This is a genomic window from Streptomyces sp. 1331.2, assembly GCF_900199205.1.
Taxonomy (GTDB): Bacteria; Actinomycetota; Actinomycetes; order Streptomycetales; family Streptomycetaceae; genus Kitasatospora.
On sequence record NZ_OBMJ01000001.1, the window covers coordinates 5,667,068 to 5,684,877 of the forward strand.

Genomic DNA, 17,810 nt, shown 5'->3' on the forward strand with positions numbered 1-17,810 from the left:
GGGCGCTCACGCGGCGCGGGCCTCCCGGCGGTAGCCGCCGGGGGCCTGGCCGAACTCCCGCTTGAACGCCTTCGCGAAGGCGTACTCCGAGCCGTAGCCGGTCTGCGCCGCCACCGAGGTCAACGGCGCCTCCGACTCGCGCAGCAGCCGGGCCGCCGTGGTCATCCGCCAACGGGTCAGGTACGCCATCGGCGGCTCGCCCACCATCGAGGTGAACCGGCGGGCGAACGCGGCCCGGGACAGCCCCGCCCGGTCCGCCAGCGCCTCCACCGTCCACGGCGTGGACGGCGCCTCGTGGATCGCCGCCAGGGCCGGGGCCACGGCGGCGTCCCGCAGCGCCGCCGCCCAGCCGGCGGCCGTCGCGGCGGGCTGGTCCTCGAACCAGGCCCGCAGGATGTACAGCAGCAGCGAGTCGATCAGGGCCGGCACGATCCCGGCCGAGCCGATCCGCGGATTCTCCAGCTCGGTGCCCAACAGCTGGACGGCCGCCGCCAGTTCGGGGTGGCGGCCGTGCCGGGTCGGCAGATGGATCAGGGCCGGCAGCTGGCGCACCATCGGGTGCGGGCGGCCCTGGTCCAGGTGGTAGTTGCCGCACAGCAGACTGGTGCGGGCGCCCTCGCCGCCCAGTGAGAGGGTGCCGATCGGCGAGCCGTCGTGCACCCGGCAGGCGTGCGAGTCCACCGGCGGGGTGTCCGGATGGTCGGCCAGGACGTGACCGCCGCCGTCCCGCAGGAAGACGACGTCGCCCGGACTGAGCGCCACCGGCTCGTGCGACTGCGCGCCGTCCCTGCCGCCGAGGGGGAGCAGCCAGCAGGTGCCGTACAGCACCACGTGGAAGCCGGCGCCGAGCACCGGGGGAAGGCGCAGGGCCCAGGGTGCTCGGCCCTCGGTGCGGACGGAGGACGGGTACGCCGTCCGCATCGAGCCCAGTGCCTCGGTCAGGATGTCCAACGCCCGTCCCCCTTCGGTGTCTTGCACGCCGTTGCTCATTCGACCGGGTTCATTCGACCGGTTCAGTCGACGGTGAGCACGACCTTGCCCTGGACCGTACCGGAGGCCACCAGTTCGTGCGCCCGGCCGGCCTCGGCCAGCGGGAAGGCCTGCGCGACGTGCGGGCGGATCCGGCCCTCGTCCACCAGCGCGGCGATCGCCTCCAGCGAGGCGTAGTCGGGCTCGACGGAGATGCCCGCGAAGCGGCGGCCCGCGGCCTCGATCGCGGCGGCCAGCTCCCGGTCGTGGTGCTCCATGACGCTCACCAGCACGCCGCCGGGCTTCAGCACCTCCAGGGCGCGGGTGTTCTCGGAGGAGGAGTCGAAGACGACGTCGACGTCCCGGACGGCCCGGGTGTAGTCGGTGGTGCGGTAGTCGATGACCTCGTCCGCGCCGAGCTCCTTCAGGAAGGCGTGCTTGGGCTCGCTCGCCAGCGCGATCACGTACGCGCCGCGGGCCTTGGCGATCTGCACGGCGAAGTGGCCGACGCCGCCCGCCGCGCGGTGCACCAGCACCCGCTGTCCCTCGCCGATCCGCGCCGCGTCCACCAGGCCCTGCCAGGCGGTCAGCGCGGCCAGCGGCAGGGCGGCGGCCGCCGCGTGGTCGATCGAGGCGGGCTTGCGGGCCAGCTGGCGCGAGGGCGCCGCCACGTACTCGGCGTAGGCGTTCGCGGCGCGCGGGAAGAACGGCATCCCGTACACCTCCTCGCCCACCCGGTACCGCGCCCCGGGCGCGGCCTCCTCGACCACCCCGGAGACGTCCCAGCCGAGCGTGAACGGCGGCTCGCCCAGCAGCGGGAACCAGCCCGCCCGCACCGCCACGTCCACCGGGTTCACCCCAGCGGCCTTCACCCGCACCAGCACCTCGCCGCTCAGCAGCTCGGGGCGCGCCACCTCGGCGACCTCCAGCACCTCGGGCCCGCCGACCTCCCGCTGCACCACCGCACGCATCGCACTCACTCCCTGTCAGCTCGCTCAACCCCGGCCCCCGGTGGGGCCGTTCGCTCTGCGATCAACGATAGGGACGGCGGGCGAGCCGATGAATATCCTCCAGTCTCTGCCAGATGTCCGATCGTCTCGCCCGGGGGCCGAGTTGGTCAGGCCGGGTAGTGGAGCAGGGTGTCGGTGGCGGGTTCGGAGTCGAAGGGGGCGGGAATCGGGACGGTCGCCGAAGTTTCCGCTCCACCGTGCCGCCGGAGACCTCGACCTTCCAGCCCGGTGGCGGGGTCAGGGTGCGTGCGTACGCGAGGACTCGACTGTCCGGCTCGACCATGAGGGCATGATGGCACCGCGCCGGATGTGGCGAGGCGCCGCCGGGCGGACGGGCCCGGCGGCGCCTCGGGGGAGGGGCGCTGGTCAGAAGACCGGCTGGCCGGCGCGGACGAGGCGCCAGGAGTTGGTGAAGAAGTCGGCGGGGTCGATGACGCCCTTGGCCTTCACCCAGGTGATCATGGTGTTGCGGATCTCGTCGGAGTTCGACCAGACCAGCTTGGCGTTGGCGACGTGCGGGAAGTTGCCGCCGCCGTTGGCGCGGTAGTTGTTGACGGCCAGGACGAACTGGGCGGCCGGGTCGATCGGCTTGCCCTGGAAGGACAGGTTGACGATCCGCTGGCCCTTCGGCTGGGCGATGTCGATGTCGTAGCTCAGGCCGTAGACCGAGTCGTAGTTGTAGTCCGGGGTGGTCTCGGCGCCGGTCAGGGCGTCCTTGTCGACCGGGGCGCCGGGGGCGAGCTGGTTGTAGTACTTCGCCGAGAACTCCAGGTAGTCCTTGAGCTGGGCGCCCGTCAGGATGCGGGCCTCCAGGGTGTTCTCGTAGATGTACAGGCCCGCGGCGTCGCGCAGCTTGACCTGGCCGGCCGGGATCAGCGCGGTGCGGTTGAACGGCGCGGCCTGGGCCAGCACCGGCAGGTTGGCGTACTGGCCGCCCGCCAGCGCCGCCTTGACGGCGTCGGCCTGGACCCTGCCGATCAGGTCGATGATCGGGGTGGCCTTGAAGCGGGACTCGGCGATCGACAGCTCGATCTTGCTGGTGCCGATGTTCTGGTTGACGTACGCGACGACCTTCTTGTGCTGCTCGGTGATCGCGTCGGTGATCTCCGGGTTCTCCGGCACGGTGTTGGAGTTCAGCACCCGCGAGGAGACCGAGGTGACCTTCCAGGCGCCGTCCGCGAACTCGACCTCGAAGTCGAAGCAGCTCAGGCGCTGGCCCCAGCACAGCGGCTCGGAGAGCACGACCGTCTTGCCGGTCTTCTTGTTGACGATCAGGCGCTGCGGGACCTCCTTGTGGGTGTGGCCCACCAGCACCGCGTCGATGTCCGGGACGGTCGCCGCCATCTCGCCCGAGGCGTCCTCGGGCCAGGGCAGCTGGTCGCCGTAGGTGGTCGGCTCGTCGATGCCCGAGTGCGCCGAGACCACGATGACGTCCGCGCCGGCCGCCTTCATCCGCGGCACGTACTTGGCGGCGGTCTCCACGATGCCCGGGAAGACCATCTTGCCGCTGACGTTGGCCTTGTCCCAGATCGCGATGCCCGGGTTGGTCAGGCCGAGGATGCCGACCTTCAGCGACTTGCCCTCGCCGAGGTGCAGCTCCTTGATCACGTACGGCGGGAAGGCCGGCTTCTCGTTCTTCGCGTGCAGGGCGTTCGCGCCCAGCAGCGGGAACTCCAGCTGGTCCTCGAAGGCCTTGACGGTCGGGATGCCGTAGTTGAACTCGTGGTTGCCGAGCGCGGCCGCGTCGTACTGCATGAGGTTCATGGCGACGGCCATCGGGTGGTCCGGCACGGTGTCGCCGTCGGTGGCGATCGGCTCGATCCGGGCGTAGTAGTACGTCAGCTGGGTGCCCTGGATGATGTCACCGGAGTCGATCAGCAGGCAGCGGTCCCAGCCCTTCTCCTCGCGCACCTGGTTGGCCAGGGTGGAGATCTTCGCCAGGCCGACCGCGTTGTGGGCCTTGTCGACGTACTCGGCGTCGGTGAAGTAGTCCCAGTTGAGCACCCGGCCGTGCAGGTCGGTGGTGCCCATGACGGTGAAGGCCTGCTTGCGCGGCTTGCGCTGCGGGCCCTTGGCGGCCGCCGTGTCCGGCTCGGCGGCCGCGGCGGAGGGGGCGGCGGCGACGGCGGCACCGCTGACCAGGGCGGCGCCGGCGGCGGTGGCGGCGGACCGGGTGACGAAGTCACGGCGGTTCAGGGGCATGGACGACTCTCCCGGGTGGGAACGACGGCAGATGGGCCGTCAACTGGTGTTCGGTGATGACGGGTGCGCGCTTCTGGGCCTGTCGCGCATTGACGCGCGTAGAAGGACGCGCGTAGAAGTCTGCCGTGCAGGCAGGGCCGCTGAATAGCCCCCGGACCTGTCCAAGAGGTGAGATCTTGGCGACTCGTTCGTGACGAGCCCGGGCAGGGACGGCGGTGGTAGGAGCGTCGGGAGTGGCCGGACGTCGGGAGGCGCGTTCCCCGAGGTCAGGCCAGCTCGGCGGCGAGCCGGCCCACCTCACGGCCCAGCTCGGCCGCCGGGTCCGCCGCGTCCGGGCCCGCCCACGGCTGCCAGGTCCGCGCCCGCAGGTAGCCGGCCACCGCCACCGGCAACCGCTCCCGGACGATCCGCTGCGCCACCGGGCCGGGGCCGGCCTCGCGCAGCGCCGTCAGCAGGTCGTCCACGCCGGTGCCGGGCGGCAGCGGGACGGTGCCCAGGTAGGCGGCCAGGGCCTCCAGCTCGGGGTCGGGTTCGGGCTCGGGGGCGGGGGCGGGGGCGGGGGCGGGCTCGGGGTCAGGCTCGGGCTCGGGCGCCGGGGGCGCTGCCGGTACCGGTACCGGCAGCGCCCCCGGCGTCGGTTGAGCAACCGGGCCCGGGTCGGGGCGCGCCGTCGGCCCCCGGGAGGGGTCCGGCCTGCGGCCGGGGGCGAGCAGCGCGCCCACCGCGTACAGGCCCACCACCACCCCCGGCCACAGGTTCCCGCCGAGCCCCGCGTAGTGCAGCCCCACCCCGACCGCGCCGCCCGCACAGCCGACCAGGTTCTTGGCCGACTCCAGGTACCGCAGCGCCCGCCGGAGCGGCCCGTCACTGGTAGCCACGGATCTCCTCGAACGCCCCGTCCAGCGACCCCGAACCGTCGAACAGCTTGCCGCCGCTGAGGTCCGCCACCCCCTGCAACTGGCCCACCGCCGCCTCGCCGAACTTGATCGGGAACACCGGGATCGACTTCTGCCAGGCCGGCAGCCCGTCGTGGAAGCGCTTGAAGTCGGCGTCCGTCGCCCCGGAGTTGCTCTCCCCGTCCGTCATCAGCACGATCGAGGTGAACCGGTCGTCGTTCGCCGCCGCCTGCTGGCGCCCAATCACCCGGTACGCCTCCTCCAACGAGTCGTACAGCGCCGTACCGCCCGTCGCCGACAGCGACTGCACGTCGGCGTTGATCGCCGCCAGCTCCGCCTGCGGCCCCGGCTGGCTGCCCGTGGGCGGCACCAGGTGCGTCCTCGTCCACTTCACCGAGGACGCGAACGACAGCAGGGTGACCTCCTCGCGGTTGCGGAACCGCCGCACCCCGCGGGTGTCGTCCGCCCCCGTCAGCCGGCCCAGCGCCGTCTTCAGCGCCGAGATCCGCGGACCCTCCATCGAGCCCGAGGTGTCCAGCACGTACACCGTCCGCGACGGCCGGCGCAGGTCGTTCTGGTACGAGGCCAGCAGACCGTCCGCGACCGCCCGCGTTGCCGGGAACGGCAGCTCCGGGCGGCGGTCCGTCGGCAACCCGGCGGCCGGCGCCACACCCGCGGCCGCCGGACGGCGCAGCGTCACCTCCGAGATGCGCTTCTGCACCCCGTCCTGGCGCAGGTACGAGGTCAGCCGCTGGAAGGCGTCCCGCTGGTCCGGCCCTGCGGAGGCGAGCAGCGACAGCGGATAGTCCGCCGACACCACGCCGTCCAGCGGGCGCACCACCGTCAACTGCTGCTGCGCCGGCAGCGTCCGGTTCAGCGACAACAGCACCGACTCGTAGTTCACCAGCGCACCCACCACACCCGACTCGGCCCGGGTGTACGCCTGCGCCAGCCACCCCGAGGAACCGGAGGTCAGCTTCTGGCCGGTGAAGAACTGCTTCAACTGCGGCGTCGCCGTCTGCACGTCCGCCTCCGACAGCGCCGCGTCCGCCTTGGAGAACGCCGACGCCACCGCCACCAGCGTGGAGAAGCCAGAGTTGGAGCGCGAGGGATCCGCCATCCCGTACGTCAGCTTGCCCGCCGCGGCCGCGTCGCCCACCTGCGCCCAGGTGACCTTCGAACCGTCGCCCCAGCCCAGCTCGCCGAGCACCGAGGACCGCACCCCGATCGCCACCGGCGAGACCATCACCGGGGTCTCCGACAGCACCTTGGACTTGCCGGCCGGATCCAGCCGCAGGTACTGGTTCGACGGGAACCACACCGCGTCGTACTTCCCGTCCGCCCGGCCCGAGGACACCGCGTCCGCGCCGTCCAGCGTGCCCGTCCAGGAGAACTGCACCGTCACCCCGGTGGCCTTCCGGGCCTCGTCCAGGACCGGTGCCAGGTCCTGCAGTTCGCTGCCGGCCAGGACCCGCAGCACCCCCGGGCGGGCCGTCTCGGCGGGCGGGTCGGAGGGCTTCGGGCCGGCCGTGCCGCCCGAGGAGGTGCAGGCCGTCACCGCCACCAGCACGGCCGCCAGGGCGGCGGTCAGCCCACCCCGGCTCTTCGTACGGACGTCCACTACCCGTTCCCCTTCGCCGCGTTGGTCAGCTTCTGCAGGTTGTCCAGCGACGGCAGCGTGGCCTGCTTGTACCCGGAGCTGCGCAGGTCGTGCGCGAAGGACGGCTTCTTGAAGCCCTTCACCAGACTCCAGAACGCCTCCTGGTCCTCCTGCGGGCGCAGCCCGAACCGGGCCTCCAGACCGCGCAGCACCCCGTCGTTCTCCAGCACGTCGGCCAACTTGCGGCCGCCGTCCGTCCGGGCCACCAGGGTGTGGTCCGACTGCACCGTGGTGTCCGGGTACATCACCACCATGTCCCCGGTGGACTTCCCCTGCAGCGGCAGCGCCGCAGCCTGCGACTCGTACGCCAGGACCAGCGTGCCCACCCCCGCGAAGAAGTCCCGGAACGGCTCGTCACTGCTGATCTTCTGCATGCCCTGCAGCCTGTTCGCCGTGGCCAGGACGTCCCGGACGGCGTTCACCCCGGCGTCGTCCGACACCACCTGGTTGCCGTTCGCCACGTACGCCAGCAGCGCCAGGTACATCGCACCCGAGGACGAACTGTCCGGATCCGTCGTCGACACGTACAGCATCCCGGCCAGCTCCGGGTACTCCGCGGCGCCCTTCAGGTCCTTCCACTTCCGGCCGCCCCGCAGCGCCTCCACGTACCTGTCCATCCGGAACGTCCAGACGCCGCTCTTCTCGTCCACGTCCGCCAGCTGGTTCTGCCGCAGGACCTGGGCCGCCGGCTCGTGCGTCACGATCACCAGCGGCGAGTAGAACGGCACCAGCGGCGAATCCTTCAACTCCCAGTTGCGCTGGATGTCCCGAGCCGGCGCCGCACTCGCCGGGAACGCGAAATCCAGCCCCTTGGTGTTCTTCGCCTGCTCGCTCATCGTCCAGGAACCGGTCGAGTCCGCCCTGACCTCCAGGCCCCGCTTCCTCAACTCCGCCTTCACGTCCGGATTGTCGAAGAAGTCGCGCTTCTCCGAACCGATCAGGCCGGAGACCGTGACCACACCGGCCCCCCTGTCCTCGGGGATCAGCGCGTACGCCACCCAGCCCAGCAGGGCCAAGGCCGCCACCACCCCCAGCACCCGTTTCACGCCGAACGCCTCCCCCTCGACCGCTCCTTCGTCCGGGTGGTTACCCGGGGGTGACGAGCGTCCCGCCGGGCGGGGAGCGGCAACGGAATTGACGGTGAACCAGGGGTGAACACCCCTTCACGGAATCGCATCGGAGGGATGCCGGACGCCGGACTCCGGGCGGCGCTCGCACACCGGTCCGAGGATGTGTCAGATTGTTCAACTACCCTTACGGCAAAGGTCATCCCGCAGTCCGGACCCGCGTCGAGGTTACGCGCCGGTAATGCCTACCCTCAGCAGTATGCGCCGAGCAAAAATCGTCTGTACCCTCGGGCCCGCCACCGACTCGTACGACCAGATCAAATCCCTGGTCGACGCCGGGATGGACATCGCCCGATTCAACCTCAGCCACGGCACCCACGCCGAACACGAAGAACGCTACCGCCGCGTCCGCAAAGCCTCCGACGAGACCGGCCGCAGCGTCGGCGTCCTCGCCGACCTTCAAGGCCCGAAGATCCGCCTCGACACCTTCGCCCACGGGCCCGTACTTCTCGAACGCGGCGACGAGTTCACCATCTCCACCGACAACGGCGTCGTGGGGGACAAGGACACCTGCGGAACCACCTACACCGGACTCGCCGGCGACGTCAGCCGCGGCGAACGCATCCTCGTCGACGACGGCCGCGTCACCCTCGAAGTCCTCTCCGTCGACGGACCACGCGTACGGTGCCTCGTCATCGAAGGCGGCCTGGTCTCCGACCACAAGGGCCTCAACCTCCCCGGCGTCGCCGTCTCCGTCCCCGCACTCAGCGACAAGGACGTCGCCGACCTGCGGTGGGCGCTGCGCACCGGCGCCGACCTCATCGCGCTCTCCTTCGTCCGCAGCGGGCGCGACATCGAGGACGTCCACCGGATCATGGCGGAGGAAGGGCGGTACGTCCCCGTCATCGCCAAGATCGAGAAGCCGCAGGCGGTGGAGAACCTCGAATCCGTCGTCGACGCCTTCGACGGCATCATGGTGGCCCGCGGCGACCTGGGCGTGGAGATGCCCCTCGAACAGGTCCCGCTCGTCCAGAAGCGCGCCATCAAGCTCGCCCGGCGCAACGCCAAGCCGGTCATCGTCGCCACCCAGATGCTCGACTCGATGATCAACGCCTCCCGGCCGACGCGGGCCGAGGCCTCCGACGTCGCCAACGCGGTGCTGGACGGCACGGACGCGGTGATGCTCTCCGGGGAGACCTCCGTCGGCAAGTACCCCGTCGAGACGGTCAAGACCATGGGCCGGATCATCGAAGCCGCCGAGAACGACATCCTGGCTGCGGGGCTGCCCCCGCTGACTACCGGCAGCAAGCCGCGCACCCAGGGCGGCGCCGTCGCCCGCGCGGCCGCCGAGATCGGCGACTTCCTGCACGCCAAGTACCTCATCGCCTTCACCCAATCCGGCGACACCGCCCGCCGGTTGACCCGCTACCGCTCACCCATCCCGGTGCTCGCCTTCACCTACGAGCCCGCCGTGCGCAGCCAACTCGCCCTCACCTGGGGCGTGGAGACCTTCCTCGGCCCCTTCGCCTCCACGACGGACCAGATGGTCGAACAGGTCGACGCTGCGCTGCTCTCCCTGGGCCGCTGCCAGAAGGGCGACATCGTCATCATCACGGCCGGATCCCCGCCCGGCCTCGCCGGCTCCACCAACCTCGTCCGCGTCCACCACGTGGGGACGCTGGACGTCTGAGGTCCCATCGGCGGCGCGACCCCGGCGGGGTCGCGCCGCGGTCAGTACTTCGGGCCGATGTGGGCGTCCATGAGGGCGACGGAGTCCTTACGGGCGACGGAGATGTTGACCTGACCGGTAGGGCGCGGGATCGAAGCCTTCCACCGGACACCGACGGCGTCGAGGGTGGCGGTGAAGAGGCCGATGATGTCGGTCGAGGTGTTGGTGAAAAAGTAACGCGGGTACTCGTAGCGCTTCGTGACGCCACCGACGGTGCGGGTCGCCCAGTTGGTGATGCGGCAGCCGTCGGAGTGGATCAGGCCGCGCAGGAACTCCCAGGGATGGGCGTCCACGATCTCCTGCTGCCAGGGCTCCAGGGCTATGGTGCGCTCGTGCTTCTTGCCCGGGCCGTGCTGGGGGAAGTGGCAGGTCAGGTGGTTCGAGTAGATCTTGACGTCATGGCACCCGGTGCGTCGGACCTGGCATGGCGTGTTGTTGGGGAGGACCTGCCGCATGGCCTGTTCGACGGATTCCATGACGCCAGGCCACTTGTCGTCGCACGTGATCTGGAGGCTTTGGGTCCTGCGGTACTCATTGGGCAGCAGGATGTGGCCGTCGCCCAGATAGAGTCCCAGGAGGTATGCGTACGCGGGGCGGTTCAACTGGCTGCCGTAGCAGTGCGGGCAGGTGGAGCGCTTGCGGCCGGGGAGCTTGTTGCGCTTGGCGAGGTCCCGGTGCTTCCACCATGAGACCGTGCCTTTCGGGACCCCGAGGCGGCGGGCCACCTCGGCATTGCTGATACCTCGACGAAGGAGGTGGACGGCTTGTTCGCGCACGGAGACACTGGTCATGTGCGTCAGATTGGGCTGCGTCAGGCCGAGTGGTGGATGATTTGGATGCCATCCACTAGATGAGGTGAATTTCCTGCAACCTGGGAATATAAGGAAGATTCTGGTGCCGAGTGTGGGATTCGAACCCACACGCCCTTTCAGGCAATCGCTTTTGAGGCGATCGTGTCTGCCCTTCCACCAACCCGGCAAGTTCGCGCCCGTGAAGGATACCCTGTGCGCGCCGTTCAGCGCAGCTAGGTACCCTCGTGCATGCAGTACCCCGCCGGAACGAGGAGCCCCGTGAGCACCGCCGACGAGCAGGCACAGCCGCTTGAGACCGATTCGCCCCAGATCACCCGGATCGTGATCGCCGAGGATGAGGCGTTGATCCGTCTCGACCTGAAGGAGATGCTGGAGGAGGAGGGGTACACCGTCGTCGGTGAGGCCGGGGACGGGGAGACGGCGGTGAAGCTCGTGGAGGAGCTGAAGCCGGATCTGGCGATCTTCGACGTGAAGATGCCGGTGCTGGACGGGCTGTCGGCCGCCGAGCAGATCCACGAGAAGCACCTGGCCCCCGTGCTGATGCTCACCGCGTTCTCGCAGCGTGAGCTCGTGGACCGGGCGCGGGACGCGGGCGCGATGGCGTACATCGTCAAGCCGTTCTCGAAGGCGGACCTGGTGCCGGCGATCGAGATGGCGGTGTCGCGGTACACCGAGATGCGGGCGCTGGAGAAGGAGATCGGGGATCTCTCCCAGCGGCTGGAGACCCGGAAGCTGGTGGACCGGGCGAAGGGCGTGCTGCAGACGAAGTTCGGGCTGAACGAGCCGGCCGCGTTCCGGTGGATCCAGAAGACCTCGATGGACCGGCGGATGACGATGGCGGCGGTGGCCGAGGCGGTCATCGAGGAGGGCGAGGCCCAGGACCGCAAGAAGGCGGAAGAGGGCACGCCCGAGTAGGACGGACATGAGGAAGGGCCCGGCAGAGGGGATCTGCCGGGCCCTTCGTGCGTGTGGCGGCTCAGTCCTCGCCGAGGTAGGCCTTGCGGACGGACTCGTCGTGGAGGAGGTCGGCGCCCGTCCCGGAGAGGACGATGCGGCCGGTCTCCATGACGTAGCCCTGGTCGGAGAGCGAGAGCGCGGCCTGGGCGTTCTGCTCGACCAGGAGGATGGTCGTACCGGAGGCCTTGAGTTCGATGATGGTCGCCATGATCTTCTGCATCATGAGCGGCGAGAGGCCCATGGAGGGCTCGTCGAGCATGAGCAGTTTGGGCTGGGACATCAGGGCCCGGCCCATGGCGAGCATCTGCTGTTCGCCGCCGGACAGCGTGCCCGCGGCCTGCTTGCGGCGTTCGCCGAGGATGGGGAACAGCGAGTACGCCCGCTCGACGTCGGCGGTGATGCCGGCGGCGTCGGTGCGCAGGAAGGCGCCGAGGAGGAGGTTCTCCTCGATGGTCATGCGGGGGAAGATGTGCCGGCCTTCGGGGGAGTGGGCGAGGCCGAGGGCGACGATCTTGTGGGCGGGGACGGTGGACAGGTCCTGGCCGTCGAAGGTGATGCGTCCGGCGGTGGGCTTGAGGAGGCCGGACAGGGTGCGCAGGGTGGTGGTCTTGCCGGCGCCGTTGGTGCCGATGAGGGTGGTGACCTCGCCCTGGTTGACGGTGAAGCTGATGCCCTTGACGGCTTCGATCTTGCCGTAGGCGACGCGGAGGTCCTCGACCTCAAGGAGTGCGGTCACTGGTCGGTCTCCGTAACGGCGGGGGTGGTGCCTTCGAGCGGGGCGCCGAGGTAGGCGGTGATGACGCGTTCGTCGTTCTGGACGGTCTCGCGGTCGCCTTCGACGATCTTCTGGCCCTGGACGAGTACGGCGGTGCGGTCGCAGAGGTTGAAGATGAAGCGCATGTCGTGCTCGATGACGAGGATGGAGATGCCCTTGTCGCGGATGGCGAAGACGAGTTCCTCGGCGGCGCGGGTCTCCTGGGGGTTCATGCCGGCGGTGGGTTCGTCGAGCAGGAGGAGGCCGGGTTCGGAGGCGAGGGCGCGGGCGATCTCCAGCTTGCGCTGTTCGCCGTAGGGGAGGTTGCGGGCGAGGTGGTCGGCCTTGTCGGCGAGGCCGGTGAACTCCAGGAGTTCCATGGCCTTCTCGCGGCTCTCGGCTTCGGCGCGGTGGTAGGCGGGGCCGCGGAGGATGGCGGAGAAGATGCCTTCCTTGGTGCGGGTGTGCCGGCCGACGAGGACGTTCTCCAGGACGGTCATGTTGGCGAAGAGCCGGATGTTCTGGAAGGTGCGGGCGATGCCGGCCTGGGTGACGAGGTGGGGCTTGGGCGGGAGGACGACGTCGCGGTAGCGGACGGAGCCCTCGGTGGGGACGTACAGGCCGGTGAGGCAGTTGAAGAAGGTGGTCTTGCCGGCGCCGTTGGGGCCGATGAGGCCGATGATCTCGCCCTCGCCGACGGTGAGGGAGACGTCGTTGACGGCGGTGAGGCCGCCGAAGCGCATGGTGACGCCGGTGACTTCGAGCAGGGGTGCGGCGGTGGTGGTCATCGGGTCGGTCACGCCCCTGCCTTGGTGAGTGCGGTCGGCTCGCCGGTGGGCTGGGCCGGGATGGCGGCCTCGTGGAACTCCAGCTGCCGGCGCCGGTTGGGGATGAGGCCTTCGGGGCGCACGCGCATCAGGACGATCAGGGCGGCGCCGAAGGCGAGGAGCTGGTAGTCGGCGAGGAATTCGAGCTTCTTCGGGATGAGGAAGAGGAGGGTGGCGCCGGCGAGGGGGCCGCTGATGGTGCCCATGCCGCCGAGGATGACGGCGGCGAGCAGGAAGGCGGAGTTGGGCGGGAGGGCTTCGGCGAAGGTGTACTGGTCGGGGGTGACGGTGTAGCTGACGTGGGCCTGGACGGTGCCGGCGAGGCCGGCGAGGCAGGCGCCGAGAGCGAAGGCGAGGAGCTTCAGGCGGAAGCCGTTGATGCCCATGGCTTCGGCGGCGGTCTCGTCCTCGCGGATGGCGACCCAGGCGCGGCCGATGCGGGAGTTGCCGACGCGGGCGAAGACCAGCACGACGAGGGCGGTGACCAGGAGCATCAGCAGGTAGTAGTTGGAGAAGCGGCCGAGTTCGATGCCGGCGACGGTGTGCGGTTTGCCGAGGTCGAAGCCGAGGATCTGCAGGTCGGGGATCCGCGGGATGCCGTTGGAGCCGTTGGTGATCTTCGGGCCGGTGGTGCCGTTGAGGTTGAGCATGGTGATGCGGAAGATCTCGCCGAAGCCGAGGGTGACGATGGCGAGGTAGTCGCCGCGCAGCCGCAGGGTGGGGGCGCCGATCAGGACGCCGAAGACCATGGAGACGGCGGCGCCGGTGAGCATCGCGGCCCAGAAGGGGAACTGGACGTGGATGGGGGAGGCGGGGGACCCGGAGACCAGGGCGGCGGCGTAGGCGCCGACGCCGAGGAAGGCGACGTACCCGAGGTCGAGCAGCCCGGCCAGGCCGACGACGATGTTGAGGCCGAGGGCGACGGTGGCGAAGATCAGGATGTTGGTGGCGACGGAGGTGTACTGGTCGCTGCTCTGGGTGAACGGGAAGCTGGCGGCGGCGGCGAAGGCGGCGCCGGTGGTGACCGGGCGGTGCTTGACGGTCAGTGCGCGCAGCCGGGTGATCAGGCCGGACCTGGTGAGGGCGGCGACGGCGAGGCCGGTGAACAGCAGGCAGCCGGTGAAGAGTTCGCCGTACTCGGTGTCGATGCCGAAGGTGATCGCGAACAGGCCGAGGCCGAAGGCGACGACGATGATCAGGACCTCGGCCCAGGACGGGAGTTCGCGCGGGGCGGCGAGCGGGCGGTCGATCTTGCCGAGGCGCAGCCAGGTGTTGGCGAGGTGGCCGAGTTGGAGCAGCAGGACGGCGCCGGTGGCGATGGCGATGCCGCCGGCGAGGGCGGTCAGGACGGGGGCGACGGGCTGGTCGTCGGGGATGGCGTGGGTGCCGAGCCAGACGAGGGGGGCGGCCGGGACGAGCAGGAGGAGGCGCTTGTCGACGGTCCGCAGCGGGACGCTGGTGCGGCGGTCGAGGGGGAGGCCGAGGGCGCCGAGGACGGCGAGCAGGCCGCCGGCGGCGAGGACCCAGCCGCCGGGTTCGAGGTTGGCGAGGCCGCCGAGTTCGACGGAGATGGTGGCGACCGAGTAGGCGGCGAGGGCGAGGGCGCCGGTGGCTGCGTACAGGACGGCGTTGTTGCTGCGGGTGGGGGCGGCCCAGCGCAGGCCGGGGACGCCTTGGGTGGCGAGCAGCAGGAGGAGGGTGAGGAGGCCGGCGGTGAGGGCGAGCCATTGGAGGCCGGCGGGGGAGCCGTAGTAGGTGAGGTCGCCGGGGAAGTCGGAGGTCCAGGTCCAGGACATGGCGGCGGAGGCGGTGGTGGCGAGGGCGCCGAGGCCGGTGAGGGCGGCGGCGGCTCGGGCCGGCAGGGGGATGACCGGGGTGGTTTCGGTGCTGGTGGTGGTCATGGTGGTCACGCCCTGTCCGCGACGCGCTCGCCGAGCAGGCCTTGGGGCCGGACGAGGAGCACGAGGATGAGGAGTACGAAGGCCCAGACGTCCTTCCAGGCGCCGCCTCCGAAGAGGTGCATGCCGGGCAGGTGCTGGATGTAGCCGGTGGCGAGGGCTTCGGCGAGGCCGAGGGCGAGGCCGCCGAGCATGGCGCCGTAGATGTTGCCGATGCCGCCGAGGACGGCGGCGGTGAAGGCCTTGAGGCCGAGGATGAAGCCCATCCGGAAGTCGATCTGGCCGCTGCGCAGGCCGTAGGCGACGGCGGCGACGGCGGCGAACGCGGCGCCGATGGCGAAGGCCATGACGATGATGCGGTCGGTGTCGATGCCCATGAGCTTGGCGGTGTCGGGGTCCTGGCTGGTGGCCTGCATGGCGCGGCCGGAGCGGGTGCGGGTGACGAACCAGCCGAGGGCGAGCATGCACAGCGGGGCGGCGATGATCAGGAAGAGGTCGCTGCGCTGGATGGTGACGGAGCCGAGGCTGAAGGGGTCGCCGGGGAGCTTGGGGAAGACGCGGGCCTTCTTGGCGTCGGGGTAGAAGGAGAAGACGAGTTGCTGGAGGAAGATGGACAGCCCGATCGCGGTGATGAGTGGGGCGAGCCGGGGGGCGTTGCGCAGGGGGCGGTAGGCGAACCGCTCGGCGGCGACGGCGGTGAGGGTGGAGACCAGGATGCCGGCGATGAGCATCAGCGGTAGGGCGAGCCAGAGGGTGGTGCCGCCGGGGAGGGCGAGGTAGGCGGTCAGGGCGCCGAAGCCGCCGACCATGACGATCTCGCCGTGGGCGAAGTTGATGAGCTGGACGATGCCGTAGACCATCGTGTAGCCGATCGCGACGAGTCCGTAGAGGGCGCCGAGGATCAGGCCGTTGGCCAGCTGCTGCGGTAGGTCGTGCACCGCTGGGCCTCCGTAGTGCGTTCGGGGGTGTCCGCGTGGGTGGTGGATGTGGGGGCGCGCGGGGGCACTCGTGGCGCCCCCGCGCGCTGTGGTGGTTCGGTGGGTGGTGCTCGGCTGGTGGAGCGGCTCAGTCGTCGAAGCGGTTGGAGCCGTTCAGCTGCTGAAGCCGTCGAAGCCGTTGGAGCCCTTGGAGCCGTTGGAGCCGTTCAGCTGGTGAAGCGGCTCGGCCCTCGACGTGGCTCAGCCGTTGAAGGTGCCGGACTTCTCCACGGCCCACTTGCCGTCCTTGACGGCGTAGACGGTGAGCTGCTTGTTGGTGGTGTCACCGAACTCGTCGAAGGAGACCTTGCCGGTCACGCCGTCGAAGGCGACCTTCTGGACGGCGTCGCGGACGGCCTTGCGGTCCGGGACCTTGCCGTTGTTGTCCTTCACGGCCTGCTTGACGCCCTGGATGATGGCCCAGGCGCTGTCGTAGGAGTAGCCGCCGTAGGTCTCGTAGGCGTCCTTGTAGCCGGCGGTCTTGTAGTCGGCGATGAACTTCTTGGCGGTGTCGAGGGTTTCGACGGGCAGGCCGACGGCGGTGGCGTAGTCGCCCTGGCTCTTGGGGTTGAGCTTGATGAAGTCGCCGCTCTGGATGCCGTCGCCGCCCATCAGCGGGATGTTGACGCCGGCGTCCTTGAGCTGGAGGGAGAGCGGGCCGGCGGCGGGGTACTCGCCGCCGTAGTAGACGGCTTCGGCTCCGGAGGTCTTGACCTTGGTGACGATGGCGGAGAAGTCGCGGTCGTCGGGGTTGACGTGCTCCTCGCCGACGAGGGAGCCGCCGAGCTTGGTGAACTCGCCCTTGAAGGTGCCGGCGAGGCCGGCGCCGTAGGTCTTCTGGTCGTCGATGAGGAAGACCTTGGTCTTCTTGGCGTCGTTGTAGAGGAACTGGGCGGCGAAGGGGCCCTGGACGGCGTCGGTGGTGGCGGTGCGGAAGTAGGACTTGAAGGGGCGCTTCTTCTCGCCGCTGGCCCACTTCTCGCCCTGGCTGAGGGCGACGCCGGTGTTGGCGGGGGAGACCTCGACCAGGTTGGCGTCGTCGAAGATCTGCTGCATCGACTGCGCGACGCTGGAGTTGAGGGGGCCGACGACGCCGAGCACCTTGGAGTCGCCGACCAGCTGGGTGGCGTTCTGCTGACCGGGGGCGGGCTTGGCGGTGTCGTCGAGGGCCTTGATCTCGAACTTGACGCCGGGGACCTCGTTGGTCTCGTTGGCCTTCTTGATCGCGAGGTCGACGGAGTTGCGGATGCCGAGGCCGAGGGCGGAGAGGTCGCCGGTGAGGGGGGCGTCGACGCCGATGACGACGGTGGTGCCGGAGCCGGCGTTGGCGGAGCCGTCGCCGCTCTTCTTCTCCCCGCGGGAGCCACAGGCGCTGAGGCTGAGGGCGCCGATCACGGCAATGCTCACGACAATTGCAGAACGATGACGCACGAGGGTCCCCTTCGGTTCAGGAAGCGCCCGCGCGGGAATGGCGGGAGCCGGAGTGCGCGAGGGCCGGGCCCAATCGGATAGCGCGGTGACTGGCCGTGACTCTAGATGTCGATGGGCGGCTCGGGCAGTGCTGCGGGCATGCTGTGATTCTCTTGTTATGAGCACACGGAGCAGTTGTCTCAGCATGTGGTCGTTTCGGCTCGATCGATCCTCCGATGCCGGGCGTTTACTGCCTGGTAGGGGGATGTAAGGGCCAGAAATGCAGGTTGCAGCTGGCAGCGTCGATAATCGGACAGGGGTGTCCGATGCTCAGGTTTCGTTCGTGAGTGTCCGGATTTCGGACCTGGAGGGCGCGGCGCAGGGGATCCGGTGCTGGGGAGAGGCCCGGAATCGGAATCTGGTCGGATTTCCTACTTGTTACGCAGCGTTACAGGTTTGAGATGCGCGCTGACCGTGTCGACCGTGCCGACCGTGCGCGGACATGCGAGCGCCCCCCTGTCCTGACCAACGCCTGCCCAGCGTGGCAGGTGGTCAAACAGGGGGGCGGACAAGGGACTTGATCTCGTCTTGACTGAACTAGGCGCGGTGGTGCGGACGTTACGGGCGAGGCGCTGCGCTGTG

At 70.1% G+C, this 17,810-nt stretch carries 14 protein-coding genes and 1 tRNA gene; 2 read left to right on the top strand and 13 right to left on the bottom strand.

Annotation, left to right across the window (positions count from 1 at the left end):
• Positions 1–6: 6 nt before the first annotated feature.
• From CRP52_RS24430 to CRP52_RS24460, 6 genes are all read right to left on the bottom strand, one after another.
• Positions 7–951 carry an AraC family transcriptional regulator gene (locus CRP52_RS24430; protein WP_097238349.1) on the bottom strand — a complete coding sequence of 315 codons (945 nt, stop codon included), beginning with the start codon at positions 949–951 and terminating at the stop codon, positions 7–9.
• Positions 952–1,013: 62 nt separating this feature from the next.
• The gene (locus tag CRP52_RS24435) at positions 1,014–1,940 is read right to left on the bottom strand and encodes an NADP-dependent oxidoreductase (protein WP_097238350.1); all 927 of its coding nucleotides are present in this window, start codon (positions 1,938–1,940) and stop codon (positions 1,014–1,016) included.
• Positions 1,941–2,345: 405 nt separating this feature from the next.
• On the bottom strand, positions 2,346–4,181 hold the full coding sequence (locus CRP52_RS24440; protein WP_097238351.1) for a bifunctional metallophosphatase/5'-nucleotidase: 1,836 nt from the start codon (positions 4,179–4,181) through the stop codon (positions 2,346–2,348).
• A 266-nt stretch (positions 4,182–4,447) separates the two neighbouring features.
• Positions 4,448–5,059, bottom strand: coding sequence for a hypothetical protein (locus CRP52_RS38450; protein ID WP_179852908.1), 612 nt, complete (start codon positions 5,057–5,059; stop codon positions 4,448–4,450).
• Complete coding sequence (locus tag CRP52_RS24455) at positions 5,046–6,698, bottom strand: vWA domain-containing protein (protein ID WP_097238352.1); 1,653 nt, start codon at positions 6,696–6,698, stop codon at positions 5,046–5,048. Before CRP52_RS24455 ends, CRP52_RS38450 begins: the two co-directional genes overlap by 14 nt.
• Positions 6,698–7,783: a substrate-binding domain-containing protein gene (locus tag CRP52_RS24460; protein ID WP_143685818.1), complete on the bottom strand. Its 1,086-nt coding sequence runs from the start codon at positions 7,781–7,783 to the stop codon at positions 6,698–6,700. The genes CRP52_RS24455 and CRP52_RS24460 overlap by 1 nt, the downstream gene beginning before the upstream one ends.
• Positions 7,784–8,063: 280 nt before the next feature.
• On the opposite strand from CRP52_RS24460, the gene pyk reads away from it, so the two are divergent.
• Entirely contained in the window at positions 8,064–9,494 is a 1,431-nt protein-coding gene (gene pyk / locus CRP52_RS24465) for a pyruvate kinase (RefSeq protein WP_097238354.1), read from the top strand.
• Between the two features lie 41 nt (positions 9,495–9,535).
• Here the strand turns inward: pyk and CRP52_RS24470 are convergent, their stop codons facing one another.
• The gene (locus tag CRP52_RS24470; RefSeq protein ID WP_097238355.1) at positions 9,536–10,324 is read right to left on the bottom strand and encodes a helix-turn-helix domain-containing protein; all 789 of its coding nucleotides are present in this window, start codon (positions 10,322–10,324) and stop codon (positions 9,536–9,538) included.
• 101 nt (positions 10,325–10,425) lie between these two features.
• Positions 10,426–10,511, bottom strand: a tRNA-Leu gene (locus CRP52_RS24475).
• 92 nt (positions 10,512–10,603) lie between these two features.
• Between CRP52_RS24475 and CRP52_RS24480 the strand changes: the two genes are divergently transcribed.
• The gene (locus tag CRP52_RS24480; RefSeq protein WP_097238356.1) at positions 10,604–11,260 is read left to right on the top strand and encodes an ANTAR domain-containing response regulator; all 657 of its coding nucleotides are present in this window, start codon (positions 10,604–10,606) and stop codon (positions 11,258–11,260) included.
• A gap of 61 nt (positions 11,261–11,321) precedes the next feature.
• Here the strand turns inward: CRP52_RS24480 and CRP52_RS24485 are convergent, their stop codons facing one another.
• From CRP52_RS24485 to CRP52_RS24505, 5 genes are all read right to left on the bottom strand, one after another.
• Positions 11,322–12,038 (bottom strand): ABC transporter ATP-binding protein, encoded by a 717-nt coding sequence (locus CRP52_RS24485; protein ID WP_097238357.1) that lies wholly within the window; start codon positions 12,036–12,038, stop codon positions 11,322–11,324.
• A complete protein-coding gene (locus CRP52_RS24490) occupies positions 12,035–12,844 on the bottom strand; it encodes an ABC transporter ATP-binding protein (RefSeq protein ID WP_097240311.1) in 810 nt (269 codons plus the stop codon). The genes CRP52_RS24485 and CRP52_RS24490 overlap by 4 nt, the downstream gene beginning before the upstream one ends.
• 8 nt (positions 12,845–12,852) lie before the next feature.
• Complete coding sequence (locus CRP52_RS24495; RefSeq protein WP_257033120.1) at positions 12,853–14,784, bottom strand: branched-chain amino acid ABC transporter permease; 1,932 nt, start codon at positions 14,782–14,784, stop codon at positions 12,853–12,855.
• Positions 14,785–14,789: 5 nt separating this feature from the next.
• On the bottom strand, positions 14,790–15,719 hold the full coding sequence (locus tag CRP52_RS24500; RefSeq protein ID WP_097238358.1) for a branched-chain amino acid ABC transporter permease: 930 nt from the start codon (positions 15,717–15,719) through the stop codon (positions 14,790–14,792).
• Positions 15,720–15,959: 240 nt separating this feature from the next.
• Positions 15,960–17,189 carry a branched-chain amino acid ABC transporter substrate-binding protein gene (locus tag CRP52_RS24505; RefSeq protein ID WP_097238359.1) on the bottom strand — a complete coding sequence of 410 codons (1,230 nt, stop codon included), beginning with the start codon at positions 17,187–17,189 and terminating at the stop codon, positions 15,960–15,962.
• Positions 17,190–17,810 lie beyond the last annotated feature (621 nt).